Source organism: Polynucleobacter sp. JS-Fieb-80-E5 (assembly GCF_018882015.1).
Taxonomy (GTDB): Bacteria; Pseudomonadota; Gammaproteobacteria; order Burkholderiales; family Burkholderiaceae; genus Polynucleobacter.
In genome coordinates, this window is the sequence record NZ_JACVPH010000001.1 from 602,019 (window position 1) to 613,218 (window position 11,200).

The window sequence follows — 11,200 nt, forward strand, 5'->3', positions numbered from 1 at the left end:
TTTTATTTACGAACGGAATAATCGGGAGTACTGAGTCTCATGTCTTGAAGATAGGATAGCCATCATCGGTGAAAAATTATCAATCATCGATAAACCGGATTTAGCTCGATGTTGGGCTTCTTCAACCATTTCAGGAACAAGCAAGCGGATCTTTGTCAGCGCCTGTTGCCCTGCCACTTGACCTAGCGGTATAGCTTTGAGCGAAGCTGCTACTTGGTTTTCTACCCATGAGAATGCATAAGCTGCAAGTCCATTCTTTGACTGTATTTTTAGATGAAAACAGGCGTAGCTATGGGCCGTCAACAATGACAAAGGTTTGATTTCAGACAATTGGGTGAGGCTTTCGCTACCCCAATCCAAAGACTGAGCAATTTGCAATAAAGACCACCCCATCTGCTCAGTTTCCGATCTAAGTTCTGAGGTTTCGCGACTTGCTAAGAAATAGTCGTTCAGACTTTGGACTGAATCAATATCCTCTTTTATCCAAGCCTCGTAACTGAGAAGCCAAAGTGGGGCTTCAGATCTAGCAAACACACCTAGAAATACATCCTTTATCCATGCCTCTGCAGTTGGAGCATCCTTTACCAAACCTGAATCAATAGCAGCCTCTAAACCTTGAGAATAGCTATATCCACCAATAGGTAAGGCGGGCGAAGCTAACTGCATTAATGCAGTGATTTCATTTAGATCAATGCTCATGAGGATGATCGTGATCGCCATGATGATGGTGAGAGCAGCCGGGTCCGTGAACATGTGGCTTCTCATGCTCGGCATATACCTTTTGCGCTAGTGCATAGTCACTATCAAATGTCTCTGCATGACTATGGCGATGCCCACCTCCATACGCACCTGTTTCAGGCTCAAAAGGGGCAGATTCATATTTGGACTCTAGACCCAATTGATGAATCATCCCCTCAAGTACTGAGTCGGGTTCAATTCTTAAAAAACCTTGGCCCACTTGGACAGGGATATGTCGATTTCCTAAGTGGTAAGCAGCTCTCATCAACTGATGAACATCGCTAGAATTAATTGTTACCACTTCTTGATCTGCTGCAGAAATACGAATCATCGAACCATCATCCGCAATCAAAATATCATCGCTTACTAATACATTTCCTCTTGGCAAGAAAAAGTGCGCCTCGCGACCATCAGAAAGTTTTTCTGAAAAGCGGCTTTTGTTACGCACCTCAAATGGCAACTTTAGTTCGAGCGCTCTAGCCAAGACTGCTTTGGCTAAGCCTTGTCCTTTGGGGATAATCTTCTCAATTCGGATAGGTTCTAACATTGCTTTCCCTAGAACAAGAAATAACGTTGGGCCATTGGCAATACCTTGGCAGGCTCACAGGTCAACAATTCACCATTAGCGATCACTTGATAGGTCTCTGGATCAACAGTGATATTGGGTTGCCAATCATTATGAATCATGTCTGCTTTAGTAATAGACCGACAATTCTTTACCGCTTCAACTTGTTTCTCCAAACCATAAGTATCGCGAATATTGGCTTTCATCGCCGATTGCGAAATAAAGGTTAAAGAACTGTGGCGAATTCCTTGTCCAATGCCTGCAAACATATTGCGGTAATGAACAGGTTGAGGTGTTGGAATAGATGCATTAGGATCACCCATCGCCGCAGCCGCAATAGAGCCGCCCTTCAATATCAATGAAGGCTTCACTCCAAAGAAAGCCGGCTTCCAAAATACTAAATCTGCATACTTACCTACCTCAACAGAGCCCACAACATGTGAAATCCCATGGGTAATCGCAGGATTGATGGTGTACTTAGAGATATAACGCTTTACGCGGAAATTATCGTTCCGATTAGTATCGCCAGGCAATAAACCACGCTGTGCCTTCATCTTATCAGCAGTTTGCCAGGTCCGAATAATGACCTCGCCAACGCGCCCCATTGCCTGAGAGTCAGATGAGAGCATCGAAAACGCGCCAAGATCATGCAAGATATCTTCTGCGGCAATCGTTTCGCGACGAATACGAGACTCTGCAAATGCAATATCTTCAGCAATAGATGCATCAAGATGGTGACATACCATTAACATGTCCAAATGCTCATCCAGAGTATTCACAGTAAACGGTCGCGTAGGATTGGTTGAGGATGGCAATACATTTGACTCACCGCAGGCACGAATAATGTCTGGAGCATGACCGCCGCCAGCACCTTCAGTGTGATAGGTGTGAATCGTTCGGCCTTTGAATGCAGCCAAGGTAGTCTCTACAAACCCAGATTCATTCAAAGTATCAGTATGAATGGCGACCTGAGTATCTGTCTCATCCGCCACGCCTAAACAACAATCAATCGCAGCAGGAGTAGTTCCCCAGTCTTCGTGCAATTTCAAACCGATCGCACCTGCATCCACTTGCTCTCGCAAGCCAGCTGGCAAACTAGCATTGCCTTTACCCAATAATCCAATATTCATGGGGTAGGCATCAATCGACTGCAACATTCTTTGGATATGCCAAGGCCCAGGAGTACAAGTAGTCGCAAAAGTTCCAGTTGCAGGACCCGTACCGCCACCAATCATCGTGGTCACACCAGACATCAAAGCTTCTTCAATTTGCTGTGGGCAAATAAAGTGGATATGGGTATCTATTCCACCTGCAGTGACAATCATTCCTTCGCCAGCAATAATCTCTGTTCCAGGGCCAATGACTGAAGTAATACCAGGTTGAATATCAGGATTGCCTGCTTTACCAATATTGGAAATACGACCATTTTTAATAGAGATATCAGCCTTGACAATTCCCCAGTGATCAATGATTACTGCATTAGTGATGACAGTATCAGCGCAATCTTTTGACTCTCGCTGACTCTGCCCCATGCCATCACGAATGACTTTGCCACCGCCAAACTTCACCTCTTCACCATAGATCGTGAAGTCTTTCTCGACCTCAATCATGAGGCCAGTATCTGCCAGCCGCAAGCGATCACCCACGGTAGGACCAAACATCTCAGCATAGGCTTGACGACCAATCTTAGCCATTACACGTCTCCCATCACACGACCAGCAAAGCCATAAATTCTCTTATCGCCAGCTACCTCAACCAGTTCGACGGTGCGCTTTTGTCCAGGCTCAAAACGAACAGCAGTACCTGCAACGATATTTAATCGCATCCCCTTCGTCTTTTCGCGATCAAACAATAGAGCATCGTTCACTTCAAAGAAGTGGAAGTGTGAGCCGACCTGAATGGGGCGATCGCCACTATTAGAAACTTCAAGCGAAAGTGTTTGACGACCTACATTAAACTCAATATCACCAGGCTCAACAAACATTTGTCCCGGTATAAATCGCTGACCATTTGAATTGACAGAAGAGCTCATACAGAAGCTCCACTAATAATGGTAAGAGTAAGTTGCCCTATCAACAGAAGGCCGTAGACCAAACTAGAGAAGCCGGCAATCTTAGCAAAGATGGATGTTTTTTCTTTTAGCGCCTTAACCAACAGCGCACCAGATAAATGCAAAATACCTGTTGCTAATAGCAGACCTGCCAAATCTTGCGCAACCAACGTGAATCCAAAGGACGCACTTGAAAATAACTCTGCATGAGCAAAGCCATGAAACATGCCAAAAGCCCCAATTAGCGAAAGAATCGCCTTAGGGGAATATTGGTTTTTAACCAACAGCAATATGCCAATGGCAATCACTGATGCAGCAATCCCGAATTCAAAAAAATTCAAGGAAAAACCGATTAGTCCAATCAGCACCCCAAGGTACATTCCCAATATGAAGATGCATGGACCAAGCCAGATCCTCTTCAATACAAAAGCGCTCCAAAATCCAACAAGCACAATCACCAGCAGATGATCCAGGCCGCTAAAAGGATGTAATAAGCCAGACATAAAACTCACTGAAACATCATGTCCTGCATGGGCAGAGGCGACTCCTGAGAAGAGGGCCCCAATTAATGCAACTGAAGCTAACAACCTATTTTTCATATAAAAGTTCATCTGTGAAAACTCCTAAACAATTGGGTTATGAACAGTAACTAATTTTGTACCATCAGGGAAAGTGGCCTCCACCTGAATATCGGGAATCATTTCCGGAATACCTTCCATTACATCACCGCGACTTAGTATCGTTTGACCTTCGTGCATCAGTTGCGCAACCGTCCTGCCATCACGAGCACCCTCCATAATCGCAGCACTAATCAAAGCAACTGATTCTGGATAGTTCAACTTCAGACCTCTAGCCTTTCTTCGCTCCGCTAGCAGTGCTGCTGTGAATATTAGAAGTTTATCTTTTTCGCGTGGAGTTAATTCCATATCTCACCTCTGTAAAAATTCTAAGAAGCCCAAAGCCGTAATGGCTGAGCTGGCACACCATGAACCATTGGTCGCAATTTGGTCCATACATCAATCATAAAGTTTCTAGCAATCTCAATATCATTGGAAACTGCCCGAACTAATAAGACGCCTTGCGGCATCAATGTCACACCTGCCCGCAATGAATCAGTCCACGGCATCATGTCGGCAAATATATCAACCAAAGCATTTGAACAGCTAGGCCCTACGGCCCATAAAGTGACGCAAACAGGCCACGACCCCAGTTGAGGCAAAGATCTAGAATAAATATCTTCTGCATCTATATTCCCATTCTCAATCCAAATTAGCTTTCCATCTCGCCTAATTTCATTAAGTATATGAATGCGGCCTTTAGACCACTCTTCACCAGAGGCATGGCGACCCAACATCATGGCATCCCAAGCAATAAATGAGGAACTTGATGCTAAATCCAATTTGGTTAAAAGGTTAGAATCTGCACCTTTGAAAAAAAGATTCTCTTGAGGCAGCCAATCCAATTTCGCACCCTCACCTAACTCAAATTGAATAGCCTGGGTAGCGGGATTCTTGAAAGACTTGTACCACTTTGTTGCACTCGGCGTTGATAAAACCACATGAGCGTCTTTGGCAACAGAAACTTGGATATCTAAAGTATCGCCACCAGCTATGCCTGCTGGCGGATGAATGATTACCGTATGACAAATATCGTCGCCTTCCGGATATAGGGCTTTTTGAACACGAAGTGGGCCTTCGTGAAGACTACTTTTTAGGATGGTCCCAATTGGAGTGCGCTCATATAAAAGATTTAGCTTTGCCAACCAACTAGGACTTAGAGACCTAATTAGATGCTTCACTGCGCTGTCTGGAGCCAAAAACATATGGGTAAACTATCTAAGTGGATATCAGCATCCACTTTAAACCGAAATCATCTCCTGTACACCATTGAGGTCCATATCGGCGCCTTTTCCTTGGGCAACCACTTCGCCGCGACGCATCACAATATAGTGATCCGAGAGCTCTTTGGCAAAGTCGTAATACTGCTCCACTAACAAGACAGTAATGCCCATCTCATCCACCAACTTACGAAGGCAGCGCCCAATGTCCTGAATGATAGATGGCTGAATGCCCTCCGTGGGTTCGTCCAAAATAATCAAGTCTGGCTGCGACATGAGCGCACGCCCAATTGCTAACTGCTGTTGCTGCCCTCCGGATAGATCTCCACCACGACGCCCCTTCATATCTAAAAGAATCGGAAATAATTCATAAATATATGAGGGGATATTTTTAGGACTAGAGAATTTTGCTGCCCCAATGAGTAAATTTTCTTCGACAGTAAGTCTTGGAAATATCTCTCGGCCTTGGGGAACGTATGCAAAACCATTGTCGACTCTCGACCATGGAGGCAAATTAGCCAATTCTTTTCCATCCCAAGCAATCGAGCCTGTCTTCACCTTCACTACACCCATCAGGGATTTAAGCAAAGTTGTTTTGCCAACGCCATTGCGGCCAAGGAGGCTAGTAAGCCGCCCATTAGGCACTTCAAAATTCATATTACGCAAAATATGGCTACCGCCATAGTATTGATTGAGGTCTTTGACGATCAACATAATTAACGTCCTAAATACGATTCAATAACACGCTCATCGCGCTTAACTTCATCTAGGGTGCCTTCAGCCAATACCGAACCCTCAGCCAACACGGTGACCTTGCCCTCATCGCCCGCCAATGCAGCAACAAATTCCATGTCATGCTCAACCACGACCATAGAACATTGGCCACGCAAAGAATTGAGCAGTTCAGCCAGGCGCATGGTTTCTTCGTCTGTCATACCTGCTACTGGCTCATCGAGCAATAGGAGTTTTGGTTGTTGCATTAACAACATGCCAATCTCTAGACGTTGCTTTTGACCATGAGATAGAAGGCCGGCTTCACGATAGGCTTCCGACTCAAGCTGAGTAAGTGCAAGCACAGCCTCCATTAAACGGCGCCCCTCTAAATCCACCTTAGCGACTAGTGAGTGATGCCATGACTTATCTCCCGCCATAGCCAGCTCAAGATTTTCCCAAACAGGATGTTGTTCAAACACGGTAGGCTTTTGAAACTTACGCCCAATACCAATCTGAGCAATCTGCGGTTCGTTCATTGTCATGAGATCAATGGTTGATCCTAAATACACAGAACCCTCAATGCCAGCAATGTTCGAACGGGTTTTACCAGTGATCACATCCATCAATGTTGTTTTGCCTGCACCATTAGGACCGATCACGCAACGCAACTCACCCACATCAATCGTCAACGACAATTTATTAATGGCCTGGAAGCCATCAAAATTGACCGACAAATCTTCAACATACAGAATGCCCGTATGAATGGTATCAATCCCTTTTTCTAAAAAGCGCCCGCTCATTCCGAACCGCCTTTCTTATGAAAGAACTGGTGATATATCCCTAATAAGCCGTTAGGCAAGAACAAAGTAACCAGAACAAACATGAGGCCCAAAAAGAACAACCAATATTCTGCAAAGTTGGCGGTAAAAAAGCTTTTAGCGCCGCTGACTGCAAAGGCTCCAATGATTGGTCCGAGCAAAGTTCCCCGGCCACCAACTGCAACCCAAATAGCCATTTCAATAGAGTTGGTTGGAGACATCTCGCCTGGGTTGATGATGCCAACCTGAGGTACAAACAAGGCTCCCGCAATGGCGCACAAGATAGCCGACACCACCCAAACAAAAAGCTTAAATCCTAATGGGTTGTAACCACAGAACATAAGGCGTGACTCAGCATCGCGAACTGCTGTAATAACTCTACCCATCTTAGAAGTGATTAGGGCTCGACAAAGAATAAAGCTACCTAACAAAACCAGGAAAGTAATAATAAAGAGTGTGACACGTGTGCTCGGGGCACTAATGGAGTAACCCAAAATTCTCTTGAAGTCAGTGAACCCATTATTTCCACCAAAGCCCGTTTCATTTCTGAAGAACAAAAGCATGGCAGCGTATGTGAGGGCTTGTGTAATGATGGAGAAATACACTCCTTTAATCCTGGATCGAAAAGTAAAGTATCCGAATATCCAAGAAATAATACCAGGCACCAAAATTAACATCATGAGCATCCACCAAAAATGCTCGCTACCTTTCCAGAACCAAGGCAAATCTTTCCAGTCTAAGAAAACCATGAAGTCGGGTAATTCACTTTTGTAAACACCGTCAGTACCGATCTGACGCATGAGATACATGCCCATGATGTACCCACCGATGGCGAAGAATAAGCCATGGCCCAGACTCAAGATTCCGCAGTAGCCCCAAACTAAGTCGAGCGCTAATGCCGCTATCGCAAAGCACATGATCTTGCCAATTAAAGTCAGCGCATAAGCTGACATATAAAACATGCTGGTATCGGGAACCAACAATGAGAAGATTGGCACACCAATCAATACGCACAACGTAAGCGCAGCCAATGCAATATAGGATCGCTTGCTCAGAATGGATTCACGCTCTGGCACCAAAAGACTAAAGCTGGATGAAGGGGCAAGTTTTCTAATATCCATACTAATCAACGCTCCTGCCTTTTAATGCGAAGAGGCCTTGAGGACGTCTCTGGATGAAGATGATGATGAACACTAAGATAGCAATCTTGGCCAATACAGCGCCGATAAAGGGTTCTAGTAGCTTGCTCGTGATGCCAAGTCCAAATGCGCCATATATTGTGCCGGCAAGTTGACCGACACCACCAAGCACTACCACCATGAATGAATCGACGATATAGCTTTGACCTAGATCAGGTCCAACGTTACCGATTTGTGAAAGTGCAACCCCACCTAATCCAGCAATGCCTGCCCCAAAGGCAAAAGCATACATATCTACGCGAACTGTTTTAACACCAACACAGGCCGCCATTGTCCGATTTTGAGTGACCGCTCTAACGAAAAGCCCAAGCCGAGTTTTGTTAAGCACTAGCCAGGTAACGGCGACCACTGCAATCGCAAATCCAAAAATAATGATGCGGTTATATGGCACCACTAAATTTGGCAGTACCTGCAAAGCGCCTGACATCCATGTCGGGTTAGCAACTTCTACGTTTTGAGCACCAAAAATAGTTCTAGTCATTTGGATCATTAGCAAACTAACGCCAAATGTTGCCAACAAAGTTTCTAGTGGGCGGCCATATAAAAACTTAATGACCGTTCTTTCGATTAAGATGCCGACCAAAGCGGCCGCAAGAAAGGCTACAGGTAGTGCAAATAGCAAATACCAATCCAGGTAGCCTGGGGCATATTGCCTAAAGAAGCCCTGAACAACATAGGTTGCATAAGCACCCACCATCAAGAACTCACCATGGGCCATATTAATGACGCCAATCAAACCATACGTAATCGCTAGGCCCAATGCACACAGCAAAAGGATGCTGCCGTAACTAAAGCCGGCAATGACATTACCTAAAATCTCGCCACTAAACTCAGATTTCTTAATTTTAGCTAGAGCCTTCTCGGCAGCTTCCTGAACTGGACCGCCCTCTTTAGCTAGCGGAGCCAATAAAGCAGCGACTTGAGGGTCACCACTATCACCCAATAAGGCAATAGCTTTCAATTTTGATTCTTGATTATCTGATTGCAACGCCAATAGCGCCCAAAGCTTTTCTACTTTTGGCTTTAGCACTGGATCGTTTTCAGTTGAAAGTAATTTTTCAACCACTGGAAAAGTATCGGGCTCAGGATCCTTAATCAAAGCATCAACAGCTTTGGTACGAATCTGTGAATCTGTGGATGCAAGCTGCAAGCCCAGCAAAGCATTATCAACCTTGCCACGCAATTGGTTGTTCAAAATTACGTCTTGTAATTCGTCAGATTTTACGGAAACCGTTTGCCCTGTAAGCACATCAACATAATGATCGCCTTTTTGGACAACCGCACCCTGAGGTGATAGAAACAGCACCTCTGCACTCAATGCTTGAAGAATTTCTATAGCTTCAGGACTATCTTCTTTAGATAAGACTTGAACTACTTTTACTTTTGCATCAAAGTTTTCACCGAATAATGGCTTTAAATCTGTGACTGTAATCTTTGCAAAAACAACCCCACAACTCAGAAGACAAATCGCCGAAAGGAGTGGTTTTAGAAAAAAGGAGGATCTCATTAAGATTTTTGAAAACCCTCCCCCACTTGAGGGAGGGGATTTCTATTAAAAATTACTGTACTGAATCAGGCTTGCCTGCATTGCCATCAATGTATGGGCTCCAAGGTTTAGCTGGGATTGCTGTTGGAGTTTTGTAGATCACATTGAACTGGCCATCTGCTTTGATCTCGCCAATCATGACTGGCTTAGACAAATGGTGGTTCGCACCCATTACTTCAAGATAACCACTTGGAGTATTCAGTTTTTGACCAATCATTGCTTTACGAACAGCGTCAACATCAGTTGTGCCTGCTTTTTCAACTGCCGCCTTCCACATCAAGATGCCGGTTCGACTGGCTTCCATTGGATCGTCTGTCAAAGGCTTGCTGGCGCCAGGCAACTTCTTCTCTACAGAATAAGCAGCCCATTGTTTTTTCCACTCGTCATTCACTGGATTCTTAACTGACATGAAGTAGTTCCATGCGGCTAACTGACCTACCAATGGCTTGGTATCTACCCCGCGTAACTCTTCTTCGCCAACGGAGAATGCAACTACAGGAACATCTTTTGCTTTCAAGCCTGCGTTACCCAGCTCTTTGTAGAAAGGAACATTCGAGTCACCATTGATAGTGGATACAACTGCTGTCTTGCCACCTTGAGAGAACTTCTTAATATTGGCAACAATAGTTTGATAGTCAGAGTGACCAAATGGGGTGTATGTTTCTTGAATATCATCATCCTTCACGCCTTTAGACTTTAAGAATGCGCGCAAGATCTTGTTAGTTGTACGTGGATATACATAATCAGTGCCCAAGAGAACCCAACGCTTAGCGCCGCCGCCCTCTTTACTCATCAAATACTCAACTGCTGGAATTGCTTGTTGATTAGGGGCTGCACCGGTGTAGAACACGTTCCGAGACATTTCTTCGCCCTCGTATTGCACTGGATAGAACAGCAAACCATTCAACTCTTCAAATACTGGCAATACCGACTTACGCGATACAGAAGTCCAGCAACCAAATACAACAGCCACCTTATCTTTGGTTAGCATTTGGCGGGCTTTCTCGGCAAATAAAGGCCAGTTAGAAGCTGGGTCAACAACTACCGGCTCTAATTTACGACCTAAAACACCACCACTTTTGTTGATCTGATCAATAACCATCAAATCCATATCTTTCAGTGATGTTTCAGAAATAGCCATTGTTCCAGACAGTGAATGCAAGATACCCACCTTAATTGGCTCCTTACTTTGAGCCATTGCTAAATGACTTAAGCCTGTAAAACTTAAAGCCGCTGCTAAAGCTGACAACTTCAATATTGATCTACGTTTCATATCTCACCTCTTGAGTAAATTAATCATGTGGGCAGGAATACCTAATGCCTACAGTCATTAGAGAATGGTTCAAGTTGGTGCAAATTTAACAAATCCCCAAAAGAGAGCACATGCACCAGAAAAAGGCATAAAAATTAGGCAGATCGCACGATACGAGAATATTTGCTGCGGTTGCAAATGAAAAAGTCGGAATACCGCAGTCTAAAAGTAGTTCATTGCTCCAATGGCAGACCTATATGTTTATTGGGGTTGCCATGGAAGATGTGTGAGGATTGCTTACACACTTTGTTGCACAGAAAGAAAAACGACTTAGGAATTTCTCCCTAAGTCGTTGTGTACGACTCGACACATAGTTAACACTTTATACCGGACACATACTTTACAGTTTTTGGCATAGGAGGGACCTTACTATGCCGTGGAATGAAAGTACGAAGATGGATGAAAAGCTCAAGTTTGTATC

General features: G+C 44.5%; 12 protein-coding genes. All 12 read right to left on the minus strand.

Going from position 1 to position 11,200, the window contains the following annotated elements; all coding sequences use genetic code 11:
• Positions 1–6 precede the first annotated feature (6 nt).
• The gene (locus ICN44_RS02970; RefSeq protein ID WP_216262659.1) at positions 7–699 is read right to left on the minus strand and encodes an urease accessory protein UreF; all 693 of its coding nucleotides are present in this window, start codon (positions 697–699) and stop codon (positions 7–9) included.
• Positions 689–1,285 (minus strand): urease accessory protein UreE, encoded by a 597-nt coding sequence (ureE, locus tag ICN44_RS02975; RefSeq protein WP_216262620.1) that lies wholly within the window; start codon positions 1,283–1,285, stop codon positions 689–691. The genes ICN44_RS02970 and ureE overlap by 11 nt, the downstream gene beginning before the upstream one ends.
• Before the next feature lie 8 nt (positions 1,286–1,293).
• A complete protein-coding gene (gene ureC, locus ICN44_RS02980; RefSeq protein ID WP_216262621.1) occupies positions 1,294–2,997 on the minus strand; it encodes an urease subunit alpha in 1,704 nt (567 codons plus the stop codon).
• Positions 2,997–3,335, minus strand: coding sequence for an urease subunit beta (locus ICN44_RS02985; protein ID WP_216262622.1), 339 nt, complete (start codon positions 3,333–3,335; stop codon positions 2,997–2,999). Before ICN44_RS02985 ends, ureC begins: the two co-directional genes overlap by 1 nt.
• Entirely contained in the window at positions 3,332–3,952 is a 621-nt protein-coding gene (locus tag ICN44_RS02990; RefSeq protein ID WP_216262623.1) for a HupE/UreJ family protein, read from the minus strand. The genes ICN44_RS02985 and ICN44_RS02990 overlap by 4 nt, the downstream gene beginning before the upstream one ends.
• Positions 3,953–3,976: 24 nt before the next feature.
• Positions 3,977–4,279 carry an urease subunit gamma gene (locus ICN44_RS02995; protein WP_216262624.1) on the minus strand — a complete coding sequence of 101 codons (303 nt, stop codon included), beginning with the start codon at positions 4,277–4,279 and terminating at the stop codon, positions 3,977–3,979.
• 20 nt (positions 4,280–4,299) lie between these two features.
• Entirely contained in the window at positions 4,300–5,115 is an 816-nt protein-coding gene (locus ICN44_RS03000) for an urease accessory protein UreD (protein WP_255537352.1), read from the minus strand.
• Between the two features lie 96 nt (positions 5,116–5,211).
• A complete protein-coding gene (gene urtE, locus ICN44_RS03005) occupies positions 5,212–5,904 on the minus strand; it encodes an urea ABC transporter ATP-binding subunit UrtE (protein WP_216262626.1) in 693 nt (230 codons plus the stop codon).
• A gap of 2 nt (positions 5,905–5,906) precedes the next feature.
• Positions 5,907–6,704: an urea ABC transporter ATP-binding protein UrtD gene (urtD, locus tag ICN44_RS03010; RefSeq protein WP_216262627.1), complete on the minus strand. Its 798-nt coding sequence runs from the start codon at positions 6,702–6,704 to the stop codon at positions 5,907–5,909.
• Positions 6,701–7,843: an urea ABC transporter permease subunit UrtC gene (gene urtC, locus ICN44_RS03015; protein ID WP_216262628.1), complete on the minus strand. Its 1,143-nt coding sequence runs from the start codon at positions 7,841–7,843 to the stop codon at positions 6,701–6,703. Before urtC ends, urtD begins: the two co-directional genes overlap by 4 nt.
• A 1-nt stretch (position 7,844) precedes the next feature.
• On the minus strand, positions 7,845–9,428 hold the full coding sequence (gene urtB, locus ICN44_RS03020) for an urea ABC transporter permease subunit UrtB (protein ID WP_216262629.1): 1,584 nt from the start codon (positions 9,426–9,428) through the stop codon (positions 7,845–7,847).
• Positions 9,429–9,480: 52 nt separating this feature from the next.
• Complete coding sequence (gene urtA / locus ICN44_RS03025) at positions 9,481–10,740, minus strand: urea ABC transporter substrate-binding protein (RefSeq protein WP_216262630.1); 1,260 nt, start codon at positions 10,738–10,740, stop codon at positions 9,481–9,483.
• Positions 10,741–11,200 lie beyond the last annotated feature (460 nt).

Bases quoted from the DNA above. Each gene is read 5' to 3' on its own strand.
- ICN44_RS02995 (WP_216262624.1), bottom strand. From the start codon at position 4,279: ATGGAATTAACTCCACGCGAAAAAGATAAACTTCTAATATTCACAGCA.
- urtB (WP_216262629.1), bottom strand. From the start codon at position 9,428: ATGAGATCCTCCTTTTTTCTAAAACCACTCCTTTCGGCGATTTGTCTT.
- ICN44_RS02985 (WP_216262622.1), bottom strand. From the start codon at position 3,335: ATGAGCTCTTCTGTCAATTCAAATGGTCAGCGATTTATACCGGGACAA.
- urtC (WP_216262628.1), bottom strand. From the start codon at position 7,843: ATGGATATTAGAAAACTTGCCCCTTCATCCAGCTTTAGTCTTTTGGTG.
- ureE (WP_216262620.1), bottom strand. From the start codon at position 1,285: ATGTTAGAACCTATCCGAATTGAGAAGATTATCCCCAAAGGACAAGGC.
- ICN44_RS02990 (WP_216262623.1), bottom strand. From the start codon at position 3,952: ATGAAAAATAGGTTGTTAGCTTCAGTTGCATTAATTGGGGCCCTCTTC.
- ICN44_RS02970 (WP_216262659.1), bottom strand. From the start codon at position 699: ATGAGCATTGATCTAAATGAAATCACTGCATTAATGCAGTTAGCTTCG.
- urtD (WP_216262627.1), bottom strand. From the start codon at position 6,704: ATGAGCGGGCGCTTTTTAGAAAAAGGGATTGATACCATTCATACGGGC.
- urtA (WP_216262630.1), bottom strand. From the start codon at position 10,740: ATGAAACGTAGATCAATATTGAAGTTGTCAGCTTTAGCAGCGGCTTTA.
- urtE (WP_216262626.1), bottom strand. From the start codon at position 5,904: ATGTTGATCGTCAAAGACCTCAATCAATACTATGGCGGTAGCCATATT.
- ureC (WP_216262621.1), bottom strand. From the start codon at position 2,997: ATGGCTAAGATTGGTCGTCAAGCCTATGCTGAGATGTTTGGTCCTACC.